The organism is Brevundimonas sp. GCM10030266 (genome assembly GCF_042666595.1).
Taxonomy (GTDB): Bacteria; Pseudomonadota; Alphaproteobacteria; order Caulobacterales; family Caulobacteraceae; genus Brevundimonas.
The window spans coordinates 52,788-77,777 of sequence record NZ_JBHTCY010000004.1 but is presented as its reverse complement, the minus strand read 5'-3'; the positions used below and the strand labels follow the sequence as shown (position 1 = coordinate 77,777).

30 protein-coding genes and 1 tRNA gene are annotated in these 24,990 nt (G+C 67.3%); 10 read left to right on the top strand and 21 right to left on the bottom strand.

The features are described from left to right. Window positions 1-22: 22 nt before the first annotated feature. Window positions 23-676 carry a NuoB/complex I 20 kDa subunit family protein gene (locus ACFQQC_RS12595; protein WP_376862763.1) on the bottom strand — a complete coding sequence of 218 codons (654 nt, stop codon included), beginning with the start codon at window positions 674-676 and terminating at the stop codon, window positions 23-25. Continuing rightward, window positions 646-1,023 carry an NADH-quinone oxidoreductase subunit A gene (locus ACFQQC_RS12590; protein ID WP_376862762.1) on the bottom strand — a complete coding sequence of 126 codons (378 nt, stop codon included), beginning with the start codon at window positions 1,021-1,023 and terminating at the stop codon, window positions 646-648. Before ACFQQC_RS12590 ends, ACFQQC_RS12595 begins: the two co-directional genes overlap by 31 nt. 212 nt (window positions 1,024-1,235) lie before the next feature. Here ACFQQC_RS12590 and ACFQQC_RS12585 point away from each other — a divergent pair, with 212 nt between their 5' ends. The 4 genes from ACFQQC_RS12585 to ACFQQC_RS12570 all read left to right on the top strand — a co-directional run bounded on the left by ACFQQC_RS12585 (window position 1,236) and on the right by ACFQQC_RS12570 (window position 4,860). Next, window positions 1,236-2,867, top strand: coding sequence for an AbgT family transporter (locus tag ACFQQC_RS12585; RefSeq protein WP_376862761.1), 1,632 nt, complete (start codon window positions 1,236-1,238; stop codon window positions 2,865-2,867). Between the two features lie 95 nt (window positions 2,868-2,962). Continuing rightward, a tRNA-Asp gene (locus ACFQQC_RS12580) sits at window positions 2,963-3,039 on the top strand. A gap of 172 nt (window positions 3,040-3,211) precedes the next feature. Then, window positions 3,212-4,000 (top strand): esterase/lipase family protein, encoded by a 789-nt coding sequence (locus ACFQQC_RS12575; RefSeq protein ID WP_376862760.1) that lies wholly within the window; start codon window positions 3,212-3,214, stop codon window positions 3,998-4,000. 26 nt (window positions 4,001-4,026) lie between these two features. Next, window positions 4,027-4,860, top strand: a complete 834-nt coding sequence (locus ACFQQC_RS12570; RefSeq protein WP_376862759.1) for a hypothetical protein — start codon at window positions 4,027-4,029, stop codon at window positions 4,858-4,860. Window positions 4,861-4,869: 9 nt separating this feature from the next. Here ACFQQC_RS12570 and ACFQQC_RS12565 read toward each other — a convergent pair whose 3' ends face one another. Continuing rightward, entirely contained in the window at window positions 4,870-5,229 is a 360-nt protein-coding gene (locus tag ACFQQC_RS12565) for a hypothetical protein (protein ID WP_376862758.1), read from the bottom strand. 244 nt (window positions 5,230-5,473) lie between these two features. On the opposite strand from ACFQQC_RS12565, the gene ACFQQC_RS12560 reads away from it, so the two are divergent. The 3 genes from ACFQQC_RS12560 (at window position 5,474) to ACFQQC_RS12550 (ending at window position 9,058) form a co-directional block, all read left to right on the top strand. Further along, window positions 5,474-7,078, top strand: coding sequence for a DEAD/DEAH box helicase (locus ACFQQC_RS12560; RefSeq protein ID WP_376862757.1), 1,605 nt, complete (start codon window positions 5,474-5,476; stop codon window positions 7,076-7,078). Window positions 7,079-7,187: 109 nt separating this feature from the next. After that, window positions 7,188-8,243: a GGDEF domain-containing protein gene (locus ACFQQC_RS12555; protein WP_376862756.1), complete on the top strand. Its 1,056-nt coding sequence runs from the start codon at window positions 7,188-7,190 to the stop codon at window positions 8,241-8,243. Between the two features lie 38 nt (window positions 8,244-8,281). Continuing rightward, on the top strand, window positions 8,282-9,058 hold the full coding sequence (locus ACFQQC_RS12550; RefSeq protein WP_376862755.1) for a lysophospholipid acyltransferase family protein: 777 nt from the start codon (window positions 8,282-8,284) through the stop codon (window positions 9,056-9,058). A gap of 63 nt (window positions 9,059-9,121) precedes the next feature. Here ACFQQC_RS12550 and ACFQQC_RS12545 read toward each other — a convergent pair whose 3' ends face one another. Genes ACFQQC_RS12545 through ACFQQC_RS12480 form a run of 14 tightly spaced genes read right to left on the bottom strand, consistent with a single transcriptional unit; the run spans window position 9,122 to window position 19,544 of the window. Further along, window positions 9,122-9,928 (bottom strand): MetQ/NlpA family ABC transporter substrate-binding protein, encoded by an 807-nt coding sequence (locus ACFQQC_RS12545; RefSeq protein WP_376862754.1) that lies wholly within the window; start codon window positions 9,926-9,928, stop codon window positions 9,122-9,124. A gap of 25 nt (window positions 9,929-9,953) precedes the next feature. Beyond that, window positions 9,954-10,622 carry a methionine ABC transporter permease gene (locus tag ACFQQC_RS12540; RefSeq protein ID WP_376862753.1) on the bottom strand — a complete coding sequence of 223 codons (669 nt, stop codon included), beginning with the start codon at window positions 10,620-10,622 and terminating at the stop codon, window positions 9,954-9,956. Continuing rightward, a complete protein-coding gene (locus tag ACFQQC_RS12535; protein ID WP_376862752.1) occupies window positions 10,622-11,611 on the bottom strand; it encodes a methionine ABC transporter ATP-binding protein in 990 nt (329 codons plus the stop codon). The genes ACFQQC_RS12540 and ACFQQC_RS12535 overlap by 1 nt, the downstream gene beginning before the upstream one ends. Before the next feature lies 1 nt (window position 11,612). After that, the gene (locus ACFQQC_RS12530; protein WP_376862751.1) at window positions 11,613-11,996 is read right to left on the bottom strand and encodes a HesB/IscA family protein; all 384 of its coding nucleotides are present in this window, start codon (window positions 11,994-11,996) and stop codon (window positions 11,613-11,615) included. Between the two features lie 8 nt (window positions 11,997-12,004). After that, window positions 12,005-12,406, bottom strand: a complete 402-nt coding sequence (locus ACFQQC_RS12525; RefSeq protein WP_376862750.1) for an SUF system Fe-S cluster assembly protein — start codon at window positions 12,404-12,406, stop codon at window positions 12,005-12,007. Then, window positions 12,403-13,641 (bottom strand): aminotransferase class V-fold PLP-dependent enzyme, encoded by a 1,239-nt coding sequence (locus tag ACFQQC_RS12520; RefSeq protein WP_376862749.1) that lies wholly within the window; start codon window positions 13,639-13,641, stop codon window positions 12,403-12,405. Before ACFQQC_RS12520 ends, ACFQQC_RS12525 begins: the two co-directional genes overlap by 4 nt. Next, window positions 13,620-14,648: a Fe-S cluster assembly protein SufD gene (gene sufD, locus ACFQQC_RS12515; RefSeq protein ID WP_376862748.1), complete on the bottom strand. Its 1,029-nt coding sequence runs from the start codon at window positions 14,646-14,648 to the stop codon at window positions 13,620-13,622. Before sufD ends, ACFQQC_RS12520 begins: the two co-directional genes overlap by 22 nt. Then, window positions 14,645-15,394, bottom strand: a complete 750-nt coding sequence (gene sufC, locus ACFQQC_RS12510) for a Fe-S cluster assembly ATPase SufC (RefSeq protein WP_376862747.1) — start codon at window positions 15,392-15,394, stop codon at window positions 14,645-14,647. Before sufC ends, sufD begins: the two co-directional genes overlap by 4 nt. Then, window positions 15,394-15,633, bottom strand: coding sequence for a hypothetical protein (locus tag ACFQQC_RS12505; protein ID WP_376862746.1), 240 nt, complete (start codon window positions 15,631-15,633; stop codon window positions 15,394-15,396). Before ACFQQC_RS12505 ends, sufC begins: the two co-directional genes overlap by 1 nt. Beyond that, window positions 15,630-16,061, bottom strand: a complete 432-nt coding sequence (locus ACFQQC_RS12500; protein WP_376862745.1) for a hypothetical protein — start codon at window positions 16,059-16,061, stop codon at window positions 15,630-15,632. The genes ACFQQC_RS12505 and ACFQQC_RS12500 overlap by 4 nt, the downstream gene beginning before the upstream one ends. After that, window positions 16,061-17,527, bottom strand: coding sequence for a Fe-S cluster assembly protein SufB (gene sufB / locus ACFQQC_RS12495; RefSeq protein WP_376862743.1), 1,467 nt, complete (start codon window positions 17,525-17,527; stop codon window positions 16,061-16,063). Before sufB ends, ACFQQC_RS12500 begins: the two co-directional genes overlap by 1 nt. A gap of 3 nt (window positions 17,528-17,530) precedes the next feature. After that, a complete protein-coding gene (locus ACFQQC_RS12490) occupies window positions 17,531-18,667 on the bottom strand; it encodes a cysteine desulfurase family protein (protein ID WP_376862742.1) in 1,137 nt (378 codons plus the stop codon). After that, the gene (locus tag ACFQQC_RS12485; RefSeq protein ID WP_376862741.1) at window positions 18,664-19,062 is read right to left on the bottom strand and encodes a hypothetical protein; all 399 of its coding nucleotides are present in this window, start codon (window positions 19,060-19,062) and stop codon (window positions 18,664-18,666) included. Before ACFQQC_RS12485 ends, ACFQQC_RS12490 begins: the two co-directional genes overlap by 4 nt. Beyond that, window positions 19,059-19,544, bottom strand: coding sequence for an Rrf2 family transcriptional regulator (locus ACFQQC_RS12480; protein ID WP_376862740.1), 486 nt, complete (start codon window positions 19,542-19,544; stop codon window positions 19,059-19,061). The genes ACFQQC_RS12485 and ACFQQC_RS12480 overlap by 4 nt, the downstream gene beginning before the upstream one ends. 162 nt (window positions 19,545-19,706) lie before the next feature. Here ACFQQC_RS12480 and ACFQQC_RS12475 point away from each other — a divergent pair, with 162 nt between their 5' ends. The 3 genes from ACFQQC_RS12475 to ACFQQC_RS12465 are packed head-to-tail and all read left to right on the top strand — an operon-like array spanning window position 19,707 to window position 21,087. After that, window positions 19,707-20,357 (top strand): alpha/beta hydrolase, encoded by a 651-nt coding sequence (locus ACFQQC_RS12475; protein ID WP_376862739.1) that lies wholly within the window; start codon window positions 19,707-19,709, stop codon window positions 20,355-20,357. A gap of 44 nt (window positions 20,358-20,401) precedes the next feature. Continuing rightward, entirely contained in the window at window positions 20,402-20,662 is a 261-nt protein-coding gene (locus ACFQQC_RS12470) for a type II toxin-antitoxin system Phd/YefM family antitoxin (RefSeq protein ID WP_376862738.1), read from the top strand. Beyond that, window positions 20,659-21,087, top strand: a complete 429-nt coding sequence (locus ACFQQC_RS12465; protein WP_376862737.1) for a type II toxin-antitoxin system VapC family toxin — start codon at window positions 20,659-20,661, stop codon at window positions 21,085-21,087. The genes ACFQQC_RS12470 and ACFQQC_RS12465 overlap by 4 nt, the downstream gene beginning before the upstream one ends. 237 nt (window positions 21,088-21,324) lie before the next feature. Here the strand turns inward: ACFQQC_RS12465 and ACFQQC_RS12460 are convergent, their stop codons facing one another. From ACFQQC_RS12460 to ACFQQC_RS12445, 4 genes are all read right to left on the bottom strand, one after another. Next, on the bottom strand, window positions 21,325-22,293 hold the full coding sequence (locus ACFQQC_RS12460; protein WP_376862736.1) for a TerC family protein: 969 nt from the start codon (window positions 22,291-22,293) through the stop codon (window positions 21,325-21,327). Window positions 22,294-22,394: 101 nt separating this feature from the next. Then, entirely contained in the window at window positions 22,395-23,348 is a 954-nt protein-coding gene (locus tag ACFQQC_RS12455) for a DMT family transporter (protein ID WP_376862735.1), read from the bottom strand. Beyond that, window positions 23,345-24,550, bottom strand: a complete 1,206-nt coding sequence (locus ACFQQC_RS12450) for an exo-beta-N-acetylmuramidase NamZ domain-containing protein (RefSeq protein WP_376862734.1) — start codon at window positions 24,548-24,550, stop codon at window positions 23,345-23,347. The genes ACFQQC_RS12455 and ACFQQC_RS12450 overlap by 4 nt, the downstream gene beginning before the upstream one ends. Further along, window positions 24,547-24,966 (bottom strand): DOMON-like domain-containing protein, encoded by a 420-nt coding sequence (locus ACFQQC_RS12445; RefSeq protein WP_376862733.1) that lies wholly within the window; start codon window positions 24,964-24,966, stop codon window positions 24,547-24,549. Before ACFQQC_RS12445 ends, ACFQQC_RS12450 begins: the two co-directional genes overlap by 4 nt. Window positions 24,967-24,990: the final 24 nt, after the last annotated feature.

The following is a 24,990-nucleotide window of genomic DNA, read 5'->3' as shown; positions in this document are numbered from 1 at the left end:
TCTTGCTGCTTCACCAGAGAGGTCATCGCTCGATGGTCCCCGTACGACGGATCTTCTTCTGCAGCTGCAGCAGCCCGTACAGCAGCGCCTCCGCCGTCGGCGGGCACCCGGGCACGTAAACGTCCACCGGAACGACCCGGTCACAACCGCGAACAACGCTGTAGCTGTAGTGATAATAGCCGCCGCCGTTCGCGCAGCTGCCCATCGACACCACGTAGCGCGGGTCGGGCATCTGGTCGTAGACCTTGCGCAGGGCCGGGGCCATCTTGTTGGTCAGGGTGCCGGCGACGATCATCAGGTCCGACTGACGCGGGCTGGCGCGGGGCGCCATGCCGAAGCGCTCGACGTCGAAACGCGGCATCGACATCTGGATCATCTCGACGGCGCAGCAGGCCAGGCCGAACGTCATCCACATCAGCGAGCCGGTGCGGGCCCACTGGATCACGTCGTCCAGCGAGGTCGTCAGGAAGCCGCGCTCGCCCAGTTCGGCGTTCACCTGCTCGAAGAATTTGTCGTGGATCGCGGGATCATAGCCCTCGACCATCGAGCGGGCGCCCATGCCATAGGCGACCGGCGACGAGGCGCCCGGCCCGACCGGCGACGCGCCGGAATTGCCCATGCCGATCAGCGGGACGTTGTTGGTGGTCACTCCCATTCGAGCGCGCCCTTCTTCCATTCGTAGATGAAGCCGACGGTCAGAACGCCGAGGAAGATCATCATCGACCAGAAGGCGAACACCATGCCCGCCTGCGACAGGTCGAACATCGACACCGCCCAGGGGAACAGGAAGGCCACTTCCAGATCGAAGATGATGAAGAGGATCGACACCAGATAGAACCGCACGTCGAACTTCATGCGCGCGTCGTCGAACGCATTGAAGCCGCACTCATAGGCGGACAGCTTCTCGGAGTCGGGGTTCGTGGGGGCCATGATCCAGGCCGCCAGCATAAAGACGAGCCCGATCACCGCCGCGATCCCGAGAAAGATCACGATCGGCAGATATTCGAGAAAGAATGCATTCATCCGTATGGACCTCGTCCGCCGGTTTGGGAGAGGCGGAATCGGCGCTTTCTAGACCCGGATCGCCCAAGGTTCAAACCCATGCGGCAAAAGGATTTTCCTGAGAATCGTTCGCAATTTTCAGGACAGTTGGTCGCACGTCGTTCCCCTTGCGTCGAAACGTCCCGTCGCGTCCCTTCGCGTCACGTAAACTTCATCGTCGGGGACACAGACGAATGGCCATTGGCGCGCGCGTATTGAACACAGTCGAGAGGATCGGGAATCGCCTCCCCGACCCCGTTTTCCTCTTCCTCTGGCTGATCCTCGGACTGGTCGTGCTCAGCCTCGTCGGCTCCGGGCTGGGCTGGTCCGCGGTCAATCCAGTCACCGGGGACACCCTCGCCGCCCAGAGCCTGCTCTCCGCCGAAAACCTTGAGCGGCTGATCATCGGCATGCCCAAGACCCTGGCCGAATTCCCGCCGCTGGGGATCGTCATCACCATCATCTATGGCGCCTCGGTCGCCGAGCGGTCCGGCCTGTTCGCCACGGCCATTCGCGGGGCCCTTCTGAACGCGCCCAAGGCCATCCTGACTCCCGTGGTCGTGATTGTCGGCATGATGTCCCACCACGCCTCGGACGCCTCCTATGTGGTCGTGATCCCGCTGGCCGCCGTCATCTTCGCCGCCGCGGGCCGCCATCCGCTGGCCGGTCTGGCCGCCGGCTTCGCCGCCGTCTCCGGCGGATACGCGGGCAACCTCTTCCCCGGCGCCTCCGACGCCCTGATCCTGGGCATCACCGAGCCCGCCGCCCGCCTGATCGATCCCTCCTACTCGGTGAACATCGCCGGCAACTGGTTCTTCATCGTCGGCGTCGTGGTCGTCTTCACCCCCATCGTCTGGTTCCTGACCGACCGGATCATCGAGCCCCGGCTGGGCCAGTGGACCCCGACCTCGGCCAAGGACGCCCCCGCGGCGGACGAGAAGACGCCCCTCACCGCCCCCGAGAAGCGCGGCCTGGCCTGGGCCGGCCTCGCCGTTCTGGGCATGATCGCCCTGTGGACCGCCATCACCCTCCTGCCCGGCTCCCCCTTCGTCGATCTCGAGGCCGAGGCGGGTCAGGAGTACAATCCCCTCTACCGCTCGCTGGTCGCCTTCTTCGCCATCACCTTCTTCGTGGCGGGCGGAGCCTTCGGGGCCGGCGCCGGATCGGTGAAGTCGCACCGCGACATGGTGCGGATGATGGTCGAGGGGCTGTCGCAGCTGGCGCCCTATATCGTGCTGGCCTTCTTCGCCGCCCACTTCGTGGCCATGTTCAACTGGTCGGGTCTGGGGCCGATCCTGGCGGTCAACGCCGCCGCGGGCCTGCAGGAGGTCGCCCTGCCGACGCCCCTGCTGCTGATCACTGTCGTTCTGGTCTCCTGCTTCTTCGACCTGTTCATCGGTTCGGCCTCGGCCAAATGGTCGGCGCTGGCCCCCATCGTGGTGCCGATGTTCATGCTGCTGGGAATCAGCCCGGAGATGACCACCGCCGCCTACCGGATGGGCGATTCCGTCACCAACATCGCCACCCCGCTGATGAGCTACTTCCCGCTCATCCTGACCTTCGCCCAGCGCTGGGATCCGAAGTTCGGCCTCGGATCGCTGATGTCGACCATGCTGCCCTATGCCGGGGCCTTCCTCGTCGCTGGCCTGCTGATGGTCGCCGCCTGGGTGGCGCTGGACCTGCCGCTGGGGCCGGGCGTGGGCGTTCACTATGAGCCGCCTCCGCCCGCCGAGGCGATCCAGACCCCGGCGGAAGGCGGTCTGACGGGTCCGTCGGCCCCGCCGGAGGCCGCCGCCGTGGCCGGTCCGGGGGTTGAAAAACGCTGATCCGAATTTTTCCGCAAACGAGCTGTTGACGCGCCCGGCGAGCCCGCCTAAACGACGCCCCTCGCCGCGGCGCACCAGCGCTTCGGCCGGGAAACGCGGGTGTAGCTCAGTTGGTTAGAGTGCCGGCCTGTCACGCCGGAGGTCGCGGGTTCGAGCCCCGTCACTCGCGCCACTTTCTCACGAAAGTGGCGCACCTCGTTTCTCTCCATTGTCCCTGACGATGACCACACGGCCGCTCCTTCGGGAGCGGCCGTTTGTGTTTCGGGCCCTGCCCCGCCAGCGCCACGGTTCCCACTCTCACAAGTTTCGGCTACACTCTCCGTAAGGTTGTGCGGAGCGACGCCATGCAAGCGCCCTGGTTTCCGATCGTCCTGATCCGCGGATTCGCGGCGTCGAAGTCCGATATCGAGGGGGCGGTCGATCAGGCCTTCCTCGGCTTCGAGCAGGGCTCGACCAAAACCCGGCAGGACTCCAGCGGCGCCATCCGCCCCTTCTTCTTCGAGTCGGTCGTGGTCCGGCTGATGAAGGATCATGATTACGATCCCAGCTACCGCTCCAACCTGCCCGGCTACGACTCGGACGAAAAGGTCGACTGGAAGTCGATCTGGCTGCACCGCTACTATGACCTGGCCTCATCGACCTACGATGGCGAGCGCCTGCCGCTGGAGGACTACGCCCTCGACCTGCGCCGCCAGATCCTGAAGATCCGTGACAAGGTCTGTGGAACCGACGCTGCCGCCCGCATGGCGTTCAAGGTGCATCTGGTCGCCCATTCGCAAGGCGGACTTGTGGCCCGCTCGTACCTGCAGAAGATCTGCCGCCAGAAGCCCTACCTCGACGACCCGGCGCTGGACCTGGGCTCCGGGTCGCTGGTGGCCAGCCTGTTCACCTACGGCACGCCGCACAACGGCATCGAGTTCCTGGGCCAGAACGTGCCGGACCTGGGGCCCGTCTCCGTGCTCCAGACCCGCAACTTCAATCGCAAGGTCATCCGCGGCTACCTCGGCCTGGGCGCCGGGCCCAAGGGCCAGCCGAAGGAAGCCCGCGATCTGGACGGCGCGCTCGAGGTCGACCGGACCTTCTGCATCATCGGGACCAACTGGAAAGACTATGACCAGCCCAGCAACATCTGACGGGAGAGCTGAGCGACGGCCTGGTCATGTGCAGCAACGCCTACACCGTCGATGATTCAGGTGATCAGCGTCAGCACTCGCCCCGCGCCTACATCTCGCGCGCCCACGGCGGCCCGCTGGGCATGGTCAACTCCGAGGAGGGCTACCAGAACCTGAGGCGCTTCCTGTTCGGCGACTGGCGGGTCGATGTGGACGTGCGGCTGGACGCCATCCGGGTCCCCGACAATGTGGCCGGAAAGCTCAGGACCGGACAGACGGCGACGACCAACTATGTACTGGACGTGATCGCCACCGTCCGGGGCCAGCAGGTCCGCCTGCACGAACGCCGCAACGAAACAGCCTCCGGCGTTCGTTTCCCCGCCGCCTTCACGAAGAAGGCCGACAACCGGCTGATCGACTTCATCGCGCCGGAGATCGGACCTGACGGCCAGCCGAAGGGGCAGAAGGAGTACGACCCCCAACGCACGGCCGCGTCCCTCTATCTGATGTCGCCGCTGAGCGCCGAAACCGGACAGGGCCGCGCCATGGAGTTCGCCCTTCAGCTCAGCCTCGAGAACCCCGTCTTCGAGATCGACCGTCGCTTCTGGTTCGACGAGCATATCCAGGGCGTCAGCGCGCTGAACGAGCTTCTGCATTTCCGGATCGAACCCACGACCGGCGCGGTCCTGGTGCGCCACGGCGGTCAGGGACAGGGCGTGGCCACGCCGGTGGATGCGGTGACCGATCCCGGCATGCAGGCGGCGCGCGAGGGCTTCAACGGCGTGGTGCGGTTCGGACCGGCCGACAATGCGTCCCTGCCGTCCGGCGGGGCGCGCGGACGGGTCTTCCTGAAGGTCTACAGGCGGAAGATTCTGGACTGACGTCCGGTCTTATGGGCGACCGGCGACCAGCACGTTCTGAACGCGGCGGCCCAGCGGATCACGCGAGTGCCAGGAGTCGCCGATATCGGCCTCGATCATCGCCGTGCAGAAGCGCGGGATCAGCATGTTGGGGCGCATATTGGTCAGGCAGACCCGCTCGCCCTGCACGCTCCAGCGCGCCGCCAGGCGACGGCCGTCGGAGAACTGGGCGGCATAGCTGCCGTCGGCGTTGAACCAGTGCTTGACCCATCCGCCGTCGGGATAGCGGGACACCACGGTGTTGCCGAAGGCGGCGTTCATATCGGTCCGGCCCGGACCAGCGGCGAGACACACGACCGCAATGGTCGCTACGGCAAGCGCACGCAACATGCAGAGACCCTCACTAAGACCCTTCCCAAGGCGAGGGCACTATTAACAATCCGTTAGGTCCTGCCAACCCCCGAACGGCGCCATACGAATAGTTGACTATCACGCAGGGGCTTCTATATGCGGCCCACGTTACGGGACAGGATTGGCGAATTCGCGCCGCCCGCTCGCCCACGGCACAGGGCGGTTCCGAGACATCGCACGACGGCCCGATGCGCGGGGCGTCCTTCCATCGTCCCAAGGACCCATGACTGAATTTTCGCAACTGGGCCTCTCGCCCACGACCCTGCAAGCGGTCGCCGACACCGGCTATACGACCGCCACCCCAATCCAGGCCCAGGCCATTCCGGTCGCTCTCGCCGGCCGCGACGTGCTGGGCATCGCCCAGACCGGCACCGGCAAGACCGCCGCCTTCACCCTGCCGATGGTGGACCGTCTGGCCTCGGGCCGCGCCCGCGCCCGCATGCCGCGCGCCCTGGTGCTGGCCCCGACCCGCGAACTGGCCGACCAGGTCGCCGAAAGCTTCGCCAAATACGCCAAGGGCACCAAGCTCAACTGGGCCCTGCTGATCGGCGGCGTGTCGATGGGCGACCAGGTCGCCCTGCTGACCAAGGGCGTCGACGTCCTGATCGCCACCCCGGGCCGCCTGCTGGACCTGTTCGAGCGCGGCAAGATCCTGCTGACCGGCGTCGAGCTGATGGTCATCGACGAAGCCGACCGCATGCTGGACATGGGCTTCATCCCGGACATCGAGCGCATCTTCAAACTGACGCCGCCGCGTCGCCAGACCCTGTTCTTCTCGGCCACCATGCCGCCGGAGATCACCCGCCTGACGACCCAGTTCCTCAAGGATCCGACCCGGATCGAGGTTTCGCGTCCGGCCCAGACCGCCGACACCATCACCCAGCACATCACCCGTCTTCCGACCTCGGACCCGAAGGCCAAGCGCACCGCCCTGCGCATGCTGATCGAGCGTGGCGATGTGCAGAACGGCATCGTCTTCTGCAACCGCAAGTCGGAAGTCGATATCGTCGCCAAGTCGCTGAAGACGCACGGCTTTGATGCCGCGCCGATCCACGGCGACCTGGACCAGTCCCTGCGCATGAAGACGCTGGCGGACTTCCGCTCGGGCGCGCTGAAGCTTCTGGTGGCCTCCGACGTCGCCGCGCGCGGTCTGGACATCCCGGCCGTCAGCCACGTCTTCAACTACGACGTCCCGCACCACGCCGACGACTACGTCCACCGCATCGGCCGCACCGGCCGCGCCGGGCGTCTGGGCGAGGCCTTCATGATCGTCACCCCGTCGGACGACAAGTCGCTCGACAAGGTGCTGAAGCTGATCAAGAAGGATCCGGTCGAACTGCCGCTGGACGGCGTCGATTTCTCGGCCATCAAGGACCAGTCGCGTCGCGACGGCGGTCGTGACGGCGGTCGGGGCGACAAGCGCGGCCGCGGCCGTGACCGGGGCGACCGCCCTGCCCGCGCCCGCCGCGAGGACGCCGCCGAAACCGTCAACGAGACCGCCGTAGAGGACGTCGTCGCCCCCGCCGTCGCGGCCGAGACCGAGGCCGCTCCGGCGCGCCGCACCCGCAGCCGCCGCAGCGCCAAGCCCGCGCCCGAGGTCGTCGCCGACGTCGCCAGCCCGGCCGAAATCGTCGCCGAGGTCGAGTCTGAAGCGCCGCCTGCCTCCCCTTCCACTGGTCGCGAACCGCGCCGCGAGCGGGGCCGCGGCCGGGGCTCGGAGCGTCGCGACGCCGCCTCGACGGAAGAGCCGCGCGCCGGCAACGGCCGCCCGTTCGGCGACGCGGATATTCCGGCCTTCCTGCGCCGTCCGGTGACCATCAAGGGCTGAGTTTTTCGCGGGCCGAATGGCCCCGCTTAACCCCCCGTTACCTACCCTCGTTCTATCGTCCTGCCCTGCGTCGGTCAGAAGGGATCGATGCTTCGGGGAAGAATTCCGCATGGCCTCATCGGTCGAAACCACGCTGCGTGAACCGGGCGCCTACAACCTCTCGCGTCGTGTCATTGATGAGATGGAAGCCGCCGGCGTCTGGCCGACCCCGCTGAATTTCGAACTCTGGCTGCACTACCTCGGTGATCCCGACGGCGCCCTGGGCCGCGAGATCCAGCGCCTGCTGGCCGAGCAGGAGCCCTTCACCGAGGCCACCGCCGACATGCTGGCGGCCGAATACCTCCCGCGCGGTCGCCTGACCGAGGAAATCCGCGACGCCGGTCGGGTGCTGGACCGCGAGCTGTCCAGCGTCGCCGAAGCCATCTCGCGCGCCCACAAGTCCCAGTCGGCCTATGGCCAGACCCTCGACAAGGCCGCCAGCAGCATCGAGTCCGCCGGCGACGGCGCCGCGCTGAAGTCCATCGTCGGCAACCTGACCACCGCCACCCGCCGCATCCAGCGCGAGAACGAGACGCTGGAGAAGCGCCTCGACGTCTCGACCAAGGAAGTCGCCCGCCTGCGCGAGCATCTGGAGCAGGTCCGTCGCGATGCGATGACCGACGCCCTGACCAATCTGGCCAACCGCAAGGCCTTCGACGAGCATCTGGCCGCCGCCTGCGAACAGGCCAATGCGACCAACGAACCGATGATCCTGGCCGTGCTCGACGTCGACCACTTCAAGCGATTCAACGACACCTGGGGCCATCAGACCGGCGATCAGGTCCTGCGCTATGTCGCCAGCGTCATCGGCCGCTTCGGCCAGCTGCCGCGCATCGCCGCCCGCTATGGCGGCGAGGAGTTCGCCGTGATCTTCCCGCGCGAGGACGCCGGCCATGTCGCGACGGCGCTGGAAGCGATCCGCAAGGAAATCTCGTCCCGCTCGTTGCGTCGCCGCTCGACCAATGACGAACTGGGCGCCGTGACCATCTCGGCCGGCTTCGCCCTGCACCGTCCGGGCGACACCGCCTCCACCCTGCTGGAGCGGGCCGACACCGCCCTTTACGCCTCCAAGCGCGCGGGCCGGAACCGGGTCACCGCCGCGGACGTCCTCGAACAGGCCGCCTGAGCCCTTGGCGGCCCGTCGAAACCGGGCATAGTCCGGCCATGCGCAGTTTCGCCTTCGCGATCGCCTACTGGTCGCTGTCCATCACCTACACCCTCGCCGCCTGTGTCGCGGCGCTGGCGCCCGGCCGTCAGGCGACCGGCTGGATCATCCGCCGCTACGTCCGCCGCATGGTCTGGGCCATGCGGGTGCTGGCCGGTATCCGTATCCAGTATCGCGGCGAGGACCGGCTGCCGAAGGGCGCCTTCATCATCGCCTCAAAGCACCAGAGTTGGGGCGATGGCTTCGCCACCTACGACCGGTTCACCGACCTGGCCTTCGTCACCGGCGACCATCTGGAGAAGTTTCCGCTGCTGGGCACGGTCCTGCGCAAGCTGGGGGCCATCGTGGTCAACAACTGCGGCGGCCGCGCCGCCCGCGAGGCCCTGAAGCACCGCGCCGCCGACGCCCATGCCGAGGGCCGCAAGATCCTCATCTACCCCGAGGGCAATCTGGCCAAGGTCGGCGAGAAATTCCGTTACCGTTCCGGCGTCTGGCACATGTACCGCGACTTCAACATGCCGGTCGTGCCCCTCGCCACCAATCTGGGCCTGTTCTGGCCACAGGAGGCGTTCGAAAAGCATCCGGGTACGGCCACGCTGGAGTTCCTCGCCCCCATCCCCACCGGCCTGCCCAAGGACGAGTTCCTCGCCCGCCTCGAGGCCGCTGTCGAAGGCCGCACCGCCGAGCTGATCGCCGAAGCCACCGGAAATCCGGTGACACCCGCGGTTCAGGTGCCGACGCCGGATGAGGTGCGCAAAGCCGAAGGCAGGGGCTAGGCTCTGGGTTTCAGGTTTCAGGGCGCCTCAAGTCCCCAGAACCTGAAACCTCGAACCTGAAACCTAAGCGGCCGGAATCACCGCCCCCTCATACCGCTGGGCGATGAAGTCCTTGACCGGCTGGCTGCGCAGGGCGCGGGCCAGCGCCTGGACGCGCGGGTCGTTCTGATTGTCCGGACGAGCCACCAGATAGTTGATGTAGGGGCTGTCGGCGCCTTCCAGCGTCAGGGCATCGGTGCGCGGCTTCAGGCCGGCGTCGAGGGCGTAGTTGGTGTTGATCACCGCCCCGTCCACCTGCGGCAGGATGCGCGGGATGGTCGCGGCCTCGACCTCGCGGAAGACGAAGCCCTTCGGATTGCCGGTGATGTCGCGCACCGTCTGCAGCGGGTTCTGGCCGTCACGCAGGGTGATCAGCCCGGCCGCCTGCAGCAGCAGCAGCGAGCGCCCGGTGTTCGAGGCGTCGTTCGGCAGCACGATCTGCGCCCCGTTCGGCAGGGCGGCCAGCGCCGTGTGCTTGCGCGAATACAGGCCCAGCGGCTCGACGTGCACGCCCGCGACGGTGATCAGGCTGGTCCCGCGCGCGGCGTTGAACTCGTCCAGATAGGGCTTGGTCTGGAAGTAGTTCACGTCCAGGCGGCTCTCGGCCAGCTGGGTGTTCGGCTGGACGTAATCGTTGAACACCTTGATCTCGATCGGCACGCCCTCGGCGGCGAGGATCGGCTTCACGACCTCCAGGATTTCGGCGTGCGGCACGGCGGTGGCGCCGACGATCAGGGCGCCGCCCTCCCCGCCCTTCTTCTCACCGCCCGCGCCACAGGCAGCGAGCGTCAGGACGGCGGCGGCGGAGAGCAGGAGCGAACGACGGATCATGGCGTGAGCCTTTCGGGGGGAGCGATCAGCGGTGGGAGACGGCGGTGACCAGACGGTCGCCGATCATCTGAAGGATTTGAACCAGCACCAGCAACAGGACGACGGTCACGACCATGACGTCCGTCTGGAAGCGCTGATAGCCGAAACGCACGGCCAGGTCGCCCAGACCACCGGCCCCGACCACGCCCGCCATGGCGGTGTAGCTGACCAGAGCAATCGCGGTGACGGTCGCCCCGGCGAAGACGCCGGGCAGGGCCTCGGGCAGCAGGGCGCGAGTGACGATCTGGAAGGTCGAGCCGCCCATGGCCTGCGTCGCCTCGACCACGCCCTTGTCCACCTCGCGCAGGGCCGTCTCGACCAGTCGCGCATAGAAGGGCGCCGCGCCGACGACCAGCGGCGGAATGGCCCCGGCCACGCCCAGCGAGGTCCCGACCAGCAGCACCGTCACCGGCAGCATGACGATCAGCAGGATGATGAAGGGCACCGAGCGCAGCACATTGACGACGAAGGACAGCACGGCGTTCAGCACCGGATTGGCCGCCAGCCGCCCCTTGCCCGACAGATACAGCAGCACGCCCAGCGGCACGCCCAGCACCACCGTCAGCACCAGCGATCCACCCAGCATCAGCAGGGTGTCGATGGTCGCCCGGCCGATCTCGGTCCAGTCAATGTTCTTGGCCACATTATCGAACATCAGACCGCCTCCACCCGCACGCCGCGCGCAGTCAGTTGCGCCGTCGCGGCCTCGGCGTCGCCGCCGGTGAAGGCCACGACCAGCTGGCCATAGGGCTCGCCCCGGATGCGGCTGATGCGGCCCGACAGGATCGAATAGTCCACGCCCACCGACCGCGCGACGCGGCTCAGCTCGGGTTCATAGGTCGAGGCGCCGCGGAACGTCAGCTTCGCCAGCTTTGCGCCGGCGGGCACGACGGAGGCGTCGAACGCCTCCTCGCCCTCGGCCAGCATGGCCTGGGTCACCGGATGCTGCGGGTGCAGGAAGACGTCCGCCGTCGCGCCCTGCTCGACGATCCGGCCGTCCTTCAGCACGGCCACGCGGTCGCAGACCCGGCGCACCACCTCCATCTGGTGGGTGATCAGCACGATGGTCAGGCCCAGCTCGCGGTTCAGCTGATCCAGCAGGGTCAGGATGTCCTCGGTCGTCTCCGGGTCCAGCGCGCTGGTCGCCTCGTCGCACAGCAGGACCGAAGGCCCGCAAGCCAGCGCCCGCGCGATACCGACCCGCTGCTTCTGCCCGCCCGACAGCTGGGCCGGATGCTTGTTCGCATGCTCCGACAGGCCCAGCCGCGCCAGCAACTCGCTCACCCGCGCCTTCACCTCGGCGTCGGGCCGTCCTTCCAGACGCAGCGGAAAGGCCACGTTGTCGAAGATGGTCTTGGCGTTCAGCAGGTTGAAATGCTGGAAGATCATGCCGATCCGACGGCGCGCGGCGCGCAGCTCGGCCGGGTTCAGGGCGGTGATTTCCTGCCCGTCCACGAACACCTTGCCCGCGTCCGGCGTCTCCAGACGGTTGATGGTGCGGATCAGGGTCGACTTGCCGGCGCCCGAACGACCGACCACGCCGAAGACCTCGCCCTTGGCGATCTCCAGATCGGCGCTGTCCAGCGCCACGCGCTCGCCCGCCGCGCTGCGATAGCGGCGGGTCACCCCCTCAAGGCGGATCATGTCAGTCGGCCTTCAGGGGAACGATGGTGACGCTCTCGCCACAACCGCAGGCGTCGGTCTCGTTGGGATTACGGAAGACGAATTTCGAGGCCAGCTTGGTCGTCTCGAAATCGATCTGGGTGCCGATCAGATACAGCACGGCCTTGCCGTCGATCACCACGGTGGCGCCCTTGTCGGTCACCACCTCATCCAGCGGCCCCACCTCTTCGGCGAAGCCGAAGGTGTACTCCTGACCGGCGCAGCCGCCGTTCTTGATGCCCACGCGCAGGCCCTTCACCGGCTTGTCGGCGGTCAGTTCCATCACGCGCGCGGCGGCTGCGTCCGTCAGGGTGACGATCGCGGGGCGCGGACGGCGCGGACGGGGCGTGGCTTGCAGTTCGCTCATCCCGGGCCTCAGAACATGTTGAGCGCGAGCTTGGCCTCGTCGCTCATCTTGGAGGGATCCCACGGCGGATCGAACACGATCTCGGCGCGGGCCGAACGGATGCCCTCGACCTTCATCACAGCCTGCTCGACCCAGATCGGCATTTCACCGGCCACCGGGCAGCCCGGCGCGGTCAGGGTCATCTCGACGGCCACGTCGCGCTCGTCCGACAGGTCGACCTTGTAGATCAGGCCCAGCTCATAGATGTCGACCGGGATTTCCGGATCATAGACCGACTTCAGCGCCTCGATGATGCCGTCGGTCAGATGGTCAAGTTCCTGCTGGCTGATCTTGCCGGACTCGACCGCGGCGGCGCGGCCGCCGTCGTCCTCGACAGCAGGGGCTTCAGCAGGGGTCGTCTGGTCGGTCATGCAAAGAACTCACGCGCCTTGATCAGGGCGTCGGCGAAGGCGTCGGCGTCCTCAAGGGTGTTATATAGGGCGAAGCTGGCCCGGGCGCTCGACGTCAGGCCAAATCGTTTGGCCAGAGGCTCCGCACAGTGCAGTCCGGCCCGCACGGCCACGCCGTAACGGTCCATCACCTGGGCGATGTCATGGGCGTGGGCGCCCTCGACGGTGAAGGTCAGGATCGCGCCCTTCCCTTCCGCCTCGCCGATGACCTTCAGCCAGTTCACCCCGTCCAGCCGCGCGCGGGCATGGGCGTACAGGGCGCGCTCATGGGCGTCGATGGCGGCGCGGTCGTACTGGTTCAGCCATTCGATGGCCGCCCCCAGCCCGATGGCCTCCAGGATCGGCGGCGTGCCCGCCTCGAACCGGTGCGGCGGCTTCGCGTAGGTGACGCGCTCCATCTCCACCGTCTCGATCATCTCGCCCCCGCCCTGATAGGGCGGCAGGGCCTCCAGCGCGGCGGTCGTGCCGTACAGGGCGCCGATCCCGGTCGGGCCATACAACTTGTGGCCGGTGAAGGCGTAGAAGTCGCAGCCGATGGCCTGCACATCCGGCAGGCCGTGCACCGCCCCCTGACAACCGTCGATCAGCACCTTGGCGCCGACCGCGTGGGCCATTCGGGTGATCTCTGCGACCGGATTGATGGTGCCCAGCACGTTCGACATGTGGGTCACCGCGACGATCTTCGTCTTCGGCCCCAGCAGCTCGGCATAGGCCTCCATGTCCAGCGACCCGTCGTCCAGCAGCGGGATCCACTTCAGCACCGCCCCGCGCCGCTCGCGCAGCAGATGCCAGGGCACGATGTTGGAGTGGTGCTCCATCTGGCTGACGATGATCTCGTCGCCCGGCTGGATGGACTGGCCCAGGCTGGACGCCACCAGATTGATCGCCTCGGTCCCGCCCTTGGTCCAGACGATGTTGTCCGGCCCCTCGGCGTTCAGGAACCGCGCCACGCTCTCGCGCGCCGCCTCAAAGGCCTCGGTCGTCTCGTTGGCCAGGGTGTGCAGGCCCCGATGGACGTTGGCGTAACTGCCTTCCATCGCCGCCGTCAGGGCGTCGATCACCGCCCGCGGCTTCTGCGCCGAGGCGGCCGAGTCCAGATAGACCAGCGGCTTGCCGTTCACCGTCCGCGACAGGATCGGGAACTGGGCGCGGGCGGCGTAGGGGTCAAAGCGGGTCACAGTCGTTCCGTCAGCCATGCCCTCGCCGCCTCTCTCGCGCCTTCGTGCGCGATGCGGTCCACGACCTCGATCAGGAAGGCCTCAACCAGCAGGGCGCGGGCCTCATCGGCCGGAATGCCGCGCTGCTGCATGTAGAACAGGGCCGCCTCGTCCAGATTGCCGACGGTGTTCCCGTGCGCGCACTGGACGTCGTCGGCGTAGATGATCAGCTCCGGCTTGGCGTCGATCTCGCCGCGCTCGCCCAGGATCAGCGCATGGTGCTGCATCCGGGCGTCGGTGCCGTCGGCCCCGCGCTCCACGATGATCTTGCCCTGGAAGACGCCGCGCGCCGTGTCGCGCACCACGCCCTTGGTCAGCTGGCTGGTCAGGCCGTCGGCGGCCACGTGATCGACCACCGTGGTCAGGTCCGCATGCCGCTCGCCCGACAGCGCATAGGCGCCGTCCAGACGCACGTCCGCGCCCTGCGCGAAATGAAGCAGCTGGGTCTCGATCCGTTGCAGCTTGGCGCCGGTCGTCAGCACGGTCTGGCGATAGACGCCGCCCGCCTCGACCCGCACCTCGGCCTGGGTCACCGAAATGGCGTCCGCGGGCTCCTCGATCAGCACCACGCGGATCACCTCGGCCCCGCGCGCCACGTCCAGCTCCAGCCGGTTGTGCGCCACATAGGCCGAGCCGGTCCCCTCGTGGGTCTCCAGCAGCAGCAGCTTCGCCCCGGCCCGCGCCGAGATGCGGGCGGTCGCCGCATGGCCGGTGCCTTCAGCCTTCGACACGAAGCGCAGGCGCAGGGTCTGCTCGCCCGACGCCATCAGAGTGTCCACGCCCACGGCCCGGCCGTTGACGAACACCATGGCGTCACCGCCCAGCGCCTCGAACGGCCCGCCGCCCGCGACCGGCAGCGCCGCCGACGGCGACGGCTCCGGCGCCTCGCGCAGATACTTCCGAAGGTCCGAATATTTCCACGCCTCGACCCGCCGCGACGGGAAGCTGGACGCGTCCTTCAGATCAATGAGGGGAAGCGCGTTCACGCCGCCTCCGCCACATACTTGTCATAGCCCTCGGCCTCGAGCTGCAGCGCCAGCTCCGGGCCGCCTGAGGCGACGATGCGGCCGGCGGCCAGCACGTGCACCCGGTCGGGTTTGATGTAGTCCAGCAGGCGCTGGTAGTGGGTGATCACCAGCATCGACCGCTCCGGCGACCGCAGGGCGTTCACGCCTTCCGACACGATGCGCAGGGCGTCGATGTCCAGGCCCGAGTCCGTCTCGTCGAGGATCAGCAGCGACGGCTCCAGCAGGGCCATCTGCAGGATCTCCATCCGCTTCTTCTCACCGCCCGAGAAGCCGACATTCAAGGGCCTCTTGAGCATGTCGAAGTCCATCTTCAGCGCCTGCGACGCCGCCTTGACCAGCTTCAGGAAGGCGGGGGCCGAGACCTCCTCCTCGCCACGCGCGCGCTTCTGGGCGTTCAGGGCGGTGCGGATGAAGGTCATCGCCGGCACGCCGGGGATCTCCAGCGGATACTGGAACGACAGGAAGACGCCCTTGGCCGCGCGCTCCGCCGGATCGAGCTCCAGCAGATCGGCGCCGTTCCACTGGACCGAGCCTTCGGTCGCCTCATAGCCCGGACGACCCGACAGGGCGTAGCCCAGCGTCGACTTGCCGGCCCCGTTCGGCCCCATGACGGCGTGCACCTCGCCCGCCGGCACTTCGAGCGTCAGCCCCTTGAGGATCGGCTTCTCGCCGACGGTGACGTGGAGGTTGGAGATGGAGAGCATCAGATAATCACGCTGGTATCGACAGCCGACAGATGGCCCTTGGCCTCGGTCAGCGCCTTGAGAAGATCGTCGTAGTTCAGGTCCCACGAGGCCCCGCCATGTCGGGGGCGGAGTTCAACAGCGAACCCCGCGCCTTCAATGCGAACCTCAGCGAACACCTCGTCATCTTGAAGAAGCTCGCAGGTCAGGAAATCTCGTTCAGGCGGTGAAGCGAGAAGCAGCTCGATGGCGGAACTCATCCCACGCTCCTTTCGGCGAGCTCAGAGGCCGGCAAGGTCCAGGCGGCGGGCAGCACCCCGAAATTGCCGAACTGCATCAACTTCTTCCCGGTCCGGTTCCCGACCAGAAGGGCGTACTGCTGGGGATCGGGCCAGTCGAACCAGTCGCGATCCGCGAGGAACCACAGCTCGTCGCCGACCCGCGCCCACCAGCGGACGTCGGGATCGAGGCCGGCCCTGGCGGGTTCGCCCTGCAGCGGCTCGAAATCCTTCAGGGGCCGGAAGTCCGCCTTCGCCTCCGCCCGCGCGGAAAACGCCTGCCACTCGGCCTCGTCGCGCCCGGCCAGCGCATAGGTCACCGCGACCATGCGCTTCGGCTGCCAGTCATAGGGCGGAACACCGATGGTGGCGTCCGCGGTCGGCTTCCTACGTTCGAACCAGCCGAACACTAGCCCACGCTCCCTTCCAGCGAGATCGCCACCAGCTTCTGCGCCTCGACGGCGAACTCCATCGGCAGTTCCTGCAGCACGTCGCGGACGAAGCCGTTGACCAGCAGGGCCACCGCCTCCTCCTGCGACAAGCCGCGCTGCTGGGCGTAGAACAGTTGGTCCTCGCTCAGGCGGGTCGTCGTCGCCTCGTGCTCCAGCTGGGCCGAGCCGTTGCGGGCCTCGATGTAGGGAATGGTGTGCGAGCCGCATTCCTTGCCGATCAGCAGGCTGTCGCACTGGGTGAAGTTGCGCACGCCCGTCGCCTTCGGATGCACCGACACCTGGCCGCGATAGGTCGAGTCCGACTTGCCCGCCGACACCGCCTTGGCGATGATCCGCGACTTCGAATTCTTGCCCAAGTGGATCATCTTGGTGCCGGTGTCGGCCTGCTGATGCCCGTTGGTGATGGCGATCGAGTAGAACTCGCCCGAGCTCTCCTCACCCTTCAGGATGCAGGATGGGTATTTCCAGGTGACGGCGCTGCCGGTCTCCACCTGCGTCCACGACACCTTCGACCGGTCGCCGCGGCAGTCCGCGCGCTTGGTAACGAAGTTGTAGATGCCACCCTTGCCCTCGGCGTCGCCGGGGTACCAGTTCTGGACGGTCGAGTATTTCACCTCGGCGTCGTCCAGCGCCACGATCTCGACCACCGCCGCATGCAGCTGGTTTTCGTCGCGCATCGGCGCCGTGCAGCCCTCCAGATAGGAAACGTAGCTGCCCTTGTCAGCGATGATCAGGGTCCGCTCGAATTGGCCGGTCTGGCTGGCGTTGATGCGGAAATAGGTCGACAGCTCCATCGGGCAGCGCACGCCCGGCGGGATGTAGACGAACGACCCGTCGCTGAAGACCGCGCTGTTCAGCGCCGCGAAATAGTTGTCCGACACCGGCACGACCGAGCCGAGGTACTGACGCACCAGCTCAGGATGTTCGCGCAAGGCCTCGGAAATCGGCATGAAAATGACGCCGACCTTGGCCAACTCGGCCTTGAAGGTCGTCACCACCGACACGCTGTCGAACACGGCGTCCACCGCCACCTTCGGCGCGCCCTGCACCCCCGCCAGCACTTCCTGCTCCTTCAGCGGGATGCCCAGCTTGGCGTAGACTTCCAGCAGCTCCGGATCGACCTCGTCGAGGGACTTCGGCCCCTCCTTCTTCACCGGCGCGGCGTAGTAATACAGGTCCTGATAGTCGACCGGCTCATACTTCACCGCCGCCCAGGTCGGCTCCTCCATGGCCTGCCAGCGCTCGAAGGCAGCCAGCCGCCATTCCAGCATCCACTCCGGCTCGCCCTTCTTCTCGGAGATGAAGCGCACGATGTCGGCGTTCAGCCCCTTGGGCGCGAACTCCTGCTCGATGTCCGAGGTGAAGCCGTGCGCATACTTCTCCAGCGCGGCAACGGCGTCGACGGTTTCCTTAACGGCGGCCATGACTTACGCGACTTCCTTCGCGCGTTCGCTGACGCGCGACTTATGCTTTTCGTACGCAGACACCCAGGCGTCGGCGAAACGGGTCCAGTCCTGTTCGGTGGTGCCCCAGCCGCCCGAGACCCGCACCCCGCCCGTGGCGAGATCGTGCAGCCCCATGGCGCTGATGGTCTTGGACGGCTTGGTCTTGCCCGACGAACAGGCGCTGCCCGCCGAGATCATCACCCCGGCCAGATCCAGGGTGATCAGCTGCTGCGGGCTGTCCCAGCCCTCGACCGCCATGAACAGGGTGTTGGGCAGGCGCTCGACCGCGCCACCAATGATCACGGCGCCCGCCGCCTTGGCCCGCGCCTCGGCGGCGTCGCGCCAGCCGACGTGGGCCATCGCGTCGTCAAGATCACGCGCCGCACAGGCCGCCGACACGCCGAAGCCCGTCAGGCCCGGCACATTCTCGGTGCCCGCGCGCATGCCGCGCTCCTGTCCGGCGCCGTGCAGGATGCGCACCGCCTCGCGGCCCGGCTTCAGCACCAGGGCGCCGACGCCCTGCGGCCCGCCCAGCTTGTGCGCCGACAGGGTCAGGCTGTCCGCGTCCAGCGTCCGCATGTCGACCGGGATCTTGCCCGCCGACTGGATCGCGTCGACGTGCAGCCAGCCACCCGCGGCCCGCACCAGCTTCGCCGCCTCGACGATGGGCTGGATCACGCCGCTTTCGTTGTTCGCATGATGGATGGCGACCACGGCCACGCCCGGACGCGCCAGCGCCTCGGCCAGCCAGTCCAGATCGACCACGCCGTTCGCATCGACCGGCAGCACCTCGACCGGCGCGCCCGACGCCAGCGCCGCCTCGGCCACGCACGGATGCTCCGTCGCGCTGACGATCAGCCGCTCGCAGCCGCCCTTCAGCGCGCTGACGATGGCCTGCGCATTGGACTCGGTCCCGCCCGACGAGAAGGTGATCGCGGTCGGATCGGCGCCGATCAGCTCGGCCACCTGCGCCCGCGCCGTCTCGATGCGCGCCCGCGCCCGGCGACCGGCGGCATGCACCGCCGACGGATTGCCGTTGTCGGCCAGGGCCTTGGCCATGGCTTCCTGAACTTCCGGACGAACCAGACCCGAGGCGTTGTAATCCAGATAGACGCTCATTGGCCGCGCCCCTCATCAACAGTGACGTTCAGGAGTTCTGCGGTCCGAATGAACGGCTGGGGAGACATGCCGAGATGCCCATGAGGCTCCATCTGGACAACGCCCTTCACTCGAAGGGTGACGCCGCCGCTATCGCTCATGGGATACGGACGCTGCCGCCAGGTCGCATCGAGAAATCGATCGGCCAGGGGCCCGCTTGCACTCGCCCCCAGTCCAATACGGACCTGGCAGCTATCTGCTTGCAGGGCCTCGCCATGCACGAAGTCCGTAAAGTAGCGCCCCTCGACAATCACTTCCGTGCCGACCGGAATGCTCCGGAGGTCATCGCAGGGCGTCAGGGTCCGGGTCGGCTCACCCAGCATGGCGACCAGCATGAAGGTCAGGAGGCCGGTCATGCCGCCACTCCCGCGACCGGAACCTTGAACGCTTCGGAACGGCGGCGCGCGCCGGTCCGGCGCAGCACCACGTCCTCCAGCGACACCGCCGCCAGATAGGCGTGGATTTCAGCGCCGAGGTCTTCCCACAGGTCGTGGGTGATGCAGCGCTCGCCGCCCAGCATGCAGCCCTTCGGCGTGCCATGGGCCACGCAGCGGGTGGCGCGGATCGGTTCGTCCACGGCCAGCACGATATCCGCCACCATGGTCACCTCGGCGCCTTGCGACAGGCGATAGCCGCCGCCCGGACCACGCACGCTGGACACCAGTCCGCTCTTGCGCAGGCGAGCGAACAGCTGCTCCAGATAGCTCAGGGAAATCTCCTGCCGGGTGGCGATTTCGGCCAGCGAAACAGCCCGCGCCTGACCTCCGGCGTCGCGTCCGTTCCGGGCCAGATCGGCCATCGCCATCACGGCGTATCGTCCCTTGGCCGACAGACGCATTCGCACACCCTTAAAAACCGCGCGCTTTTCGGGGCTCCTGTGCTAGAACCCGCGCCTTCGCAAAGGCGTCGACGCGCGCGGTGGACTTAGAAAGTCCTACTGCTGCGGTCAAGTATTACGCAGCTGCGAAATGATGTTTGAACACGGGAATTCGCTCCGCCCATGCCTGAAGTCATCCTGCCCGGCGCCTCTGGCCGTATCGAAGGCCGCTATTCCCCGGGCAAGCGTCCGAATGCGCCGATCGCCCTGATCCTGCACCCGCACCCCAAGGCCGGCGGGCACATGAACAACCCGGTCGCGGTGACCCTGTACCAGCTGTTCGTGAAGCGCGGCTTCGCCACCCTGCGCTACAACAGCCGCGGCGTGGGCAAGTCCCAGGGCGAGTTCGACTCGGGCATCGGTGAACTGGCCGACGCCGCCACCGCCCTGGACTGGCTGCAGGCCAATAACCCCGCCGCCACCCAGACCTGGGTCGCCGGCTACCAGTTCGGCGCCTACATCGGCATGCAGCTGCTGATGCGCCGCCCGGAAACCGACGGCTTCATCTCGGTCTCGCCGCCGTCGAACATGTACGACTTCTCCTTCCTGGCCCCCTGCCCGGCTTCGGGCCTGTTCCTGCACGGCACCGCCGACAGCATCGTCCCGCCGGTCGAGGTCGAGCGCGTCGTCAACAAGCTGCGCACCCAGAAGGGCATCGTCATCGACTACGAACTGGAAGAAGGCGCCAGCCACTTCTGGCAGGACCACATGGACGCCGTTGAAACCCGCGTCGGCGCCTATCTGGACAAGCGTCTGGAAGAAAAGCCGGCCTGACGCCGCGAGTGGCGACCCTGTTCCATGTCTGGTAGAATAGCCGGATGGACAGGGTCACCGTTTCGGACGCCGCTACCCATCTGGAAGAGCTCGTCTCCCGCGCAGAGGCGGGTGAGGACGTCGAGATCGTCCTCAATGGCCGCGTCGCCGCTCGCCTGACCGCCGCCCCACGCCGCCTGCTCCCGCCCGTCGACTCCCAGCCCTTCGACTGGGCCGCTGTTGAGGCGACCAGCAGGAGGATGTCCCGCCAGAAGGAAAGCGCCGGCGACTTCTTCCGGCGACTGCGCGACGAAGCCGCCTATTGAGCCTCTATCTCGACGCCTCGGTTCTGGTCGCCTCCCTGACCGAGGAAGCAAGAACCCGCGAAGCGCGGCAACTGATTGCCGCATACGACCGGTTCGACATTGCGCTCAGCAGTTGGACTCTTGTCGAGACCCTCTCCGGATTGTCCAAGAAGGTGCGGACCGGCGACCTGACCAGCGCCGACTTCGAGGTGCTGTCAGGTCAGGTTCACACCCTGCCGAACAGTTTCTCCCGCACGCCTGTCAGCGAGGAGCACCTGCTCTCGGCGATGCGTTTGGTGCGATCCCTTTCGACGGGTCTGCGTGCGGGTGACGCGCTGCATCTGGCCATCGCCGCGGACTTCAACCTGACGCTCGCGACCTTCGACAAGGGACTGGAAGCGGCGGCGGCAATGGTCGGCGTGTCCGTACTTCAGACCCCAGCCTGATCCCACACGACCAATTTTGACGCACCGGCATGTCAGACTGAATTCCGCTCTTTGACATCGCGGTCCGTGACGCTCCCTCAGGGTCGAGCACAGGCTGGATGCCCCGCCGCGCCACAAACCTCGCCGTGCCCCTCTGCGCGCACCCGGTTTCGCGCCCGAAGCGCTCCCTCACGGTTGAAGCGGCCGTCCTGCACCCCGCCTGACGCGAAAAAGTGCACGATGTGCACTCCATTTTTTTCAGAGTGCACTTTTCTCCCGTCGGGTCCGCCACAGCGACCAGACCACCCCGCCCGTCAGGATCAGGGCCGTCACGCCCAGCGAGATCGCCGGCGGGATCTTCTCCAGCCCCAGCAGGGGCGCGGCGAACACCTTGCCGCCGATGAAGACCAGCAGCAGGGCCAGCGCCTGCTTCAGATAGGCGAAGCGGTGGATCACCGCCGCCAGGGCGAAATACAGCGCCCTCAGGCCCAGAATGGCGAAGATGTTGGAGGTGTAGACGATGTAGGGGTCGGTCGTGATCGCGAAGATCGCCGGCACCGAGTCGACCGCGAACACCACATCCGCCAGCTCGATCGCCACCAGCGCCAGGAACAACGGCGTCGCGTGGAGCGCCAGCTTCCCGCTCGACGTCTCCTGCCGCACGAAGAAGTCATGGCCGTGCAGCCTGTCCGTCACCCGGATATGCCGCCGCAGCCAGTGCAGCATCGCATTGTCCGAGATGTCGGTCTCGGTCTCGCGCCGGCTGGCGAACATCTTGATCCCGGTGAACACCAGGAAGGCGGCGAAGATGTACAGCACCCACTCATAGCGGCTGACCAGCGCCGCCCCGCCCGCGATCATGATGGCCCTGAGGACGATCACCCCCAGGATGCCCCAGAACAGCACCCGGTGCTGATAGAGGCGCGGAATAGAAAAGGCGCTGAAGATCAAGGCGATGACAAAGACATTGTCCATCGCCAGGCTCTTCTCGATGGCGAAGCCGGTGAAGTACTCCAGCCCGCGCTCGCCCCCCAGCCGCCACCAGACGAAGCCGCCGAAGGCCAGGGCGATGGCGATGTACATGGCCGACAGGGACAGGCTCTCGCGCACCCCGATCTCGTGATCCTTGCGGTTCAGCACCCCCAGGTCGAGCACCAGCAGCGCCAGCACCACCCCCATGAACCCGACCCACATCCAGATGGGCTGGCCCAGCCACTCGGCTGTCATCGTGTCCCGTATCCCTGTCGCTGCGGAGCCTGAGCGCCCCGCTCCCCGCTTCCAACGATGTCAGGGCCTCAGCGTTGCCGCACCGGGCGAAAGGCCGCAGGTCAGTGGTCGCCTTCCGCCGCCGCCACGGCCGCCGGGCGGTGGGCCCGTACGCACCAGAGGACGCTGACCACCATCATCACCATGGCGACGATCTCGATGACGGTCGGCCCCCGCCCCTCCCACAGATAGCCATAGGCGAAGGCGAACAGGGTCTCGAACACGATCATCTGGCCCAGCATGGACAGCGGCAGCAGGCGGCTGGCCTGGTTCCAGAAGGCGTTGCCGACGATGGAGGCCAGGATCGCCACCCCCATGCTGGCCGCCGCCAGCCGGGCCCACTGGTCACCCGTCTGGCCATTGGCCTCGGCGATGGCCGGGACCGCCAGCAGCAGGGCGAACCCGCCTGTCACCACACCCGTCAGCAGGGACCAGTCATGGGCGCTGACCTGCGGCAGGCGCGCCATCCATCGGCTGTTGCCGATCGCATAGGCCGACCAGCTGACCAGCGCCGCCAGTCCGCAGCCGAGACCCAGCAGCACCTGTCCCACATCCCGGTTCAGCGCCTCGCGCGACAGGCTCTCCCAGCCGATCAGCCCCACCGCCAGTGCGGCCAGCAGGATCGGCGGCCCCACCTTGCGCAGCGGCGGCGCGTCCTTGTCCTTCAGCCCCCAGACCGCCACCACCACCGGCACCATGCCGACGATCAGGGCCGAGGCGGCCACGCCGGCGAAGTGGATGCTGACCACCAGGAACAGGTAGTAGACGATGTTCCCGGCCAGGCTCAGCCAGGCCAGCGCCCGCCAGGCCTTCCAGTCCAGCAGCGGCGCCACCTTGGTCCAGCGCGGCGCCAGCAGGGCCGCGGCCAGCAGGCCATAGGCGAGGTAGCGCCCGGCGCTCATCAGCATGGGCGAGGCGTCCGGCGCGAACTTGGGCGCCAGGAAGACCAGACCCCACATGGCCCCGGCCCCGAGGCCGCAGCCGACCCCGACCAGCCGGTTCGTCGAACCGCTCATCGGTAGATCAGGAAGGGCTCGCGCGTCTTCAGCCAGGCCTGCTCGTCCGGGGTCGCGATGGCGTCCAGATCGTCAGGCGTCGAGGCCGGGTTATCGACCCATTCGCGCAGGCCCGGTCCACCATTGATCACATCGATCGGCAGCTTGCCGAAGGCGTATTCATAGGGGAAGTCGCGCCACAGGTCGTAGTCCGGATACAGCCGCCGGACCGCCTTGAAGCCCAGCGCCTGCACCCGCCAGGGCTGGAAAGCCTCATGGTCATAGGCCGGGTCGTCGACGTGGATCTGGACCCCCGAGCACAGCTTGCCGACGTGCTTGTGGAAGGTCGGCTCGAACCACATGTCGCGCAGCACGCAGCCCTTCAGCCACTGCGGCGCGAAGGCCTTCATCTCGGCGATCACGGCGCGGGCGTCGATGTCCGGCGCCCCGAACAGCTCCAGCGGCCGGGTCGTCCCCCGCCCTTCCGACAGGGTCGCCCCCTCCAGCATGACGGTGCCGGCATAGGCCCGGGTCATGGACACGTTCGGCGCATTGGGGCTGGGGTTGATCCAGCTCCGCGCGCTCAGCGGCCAGCCGTAGCCGGGCCCTTCTGCGGGCTCCCAGCCCTCCATCTCGATGACGCGATAGGCTACATCCAGCTTGAAGTGGTCGATGAACCACAGGCCCATCTCGCCCAGCGTCATCCCGTGCCGCATCGGCATCGGTCCGGCGCCGACGAAGCTCTCCCAGCCCTCGACCAGCGTCGTGCCCTCGACCGGCCGTCCGGCGGGGTTCGGGCGATCCAGCACCCAGACCTCCTTGCCGTGCTCGGCGGCGGCTTCCAGCATGTAGAGCAGGGTCGTCACGAAGGTGTAGATGCGGCAGCCGACGTCCTGCAGGTCGATCAGGACGACGTCGAACGTCTCCATCCAATCGCCCCGCGGCCGCCGGACCTCGCCATACAGGCTGAAGACCGGGATGCCGTGCACCGGATCGGTATAGTCCGGGCTCTCCATCATATTGTCCTGCAGGTCGCCCTTCATCCCGTGCTGCGGCCCGAAGGCGGCGGTCAGGGTGATGTCCGGGTGCGCCGCCAGCGCGTCCACCGCATGGGTCAGGTCCTGCGTCGTCGACGCCGGATGCGCCACCAGCGCCACGCGGCGCCCCCTGAGCGGCGCGCTCAGGGCGGGATCGGACAGCAGGCGGTCGAGACCGAACTTCATGGGAGCTCCGGGGCCGGCAGGACCAGCGCGAACGAGTCGGGATGGTGGAAGTCCGGCTTACCCGGCGCATGAGCCAAGGCCCAATAGGAGATGTTACCCTCGATGTCCTCGATGACCGCCGATAAACCGATGAACGCCGCCTTGGGCGGAAGATCGAGGTCAGCCTCTATAACGATGTAATCCTCATCGCCGTCCTGCAGACGGACAGCCACTTGCGCCTCAGCCGGCTTCATTCCGGACCGATAGCTTTCAAAATGGTACGAGGCCCACTGGCATGAGGGTGACATATTGAACTCGAGATAGCCGTCCCCTGTCGGGATGAAGGCTTCGAAGCATGTGTGCTGCCAGAGCCCGTCAGCGCGCTCCCCTGCAACGACTGCCGGCCATGGAACTCTCGAGAAGTCGTGCTCAACCATGAACCTCAATCGCAAGCGAGGTCC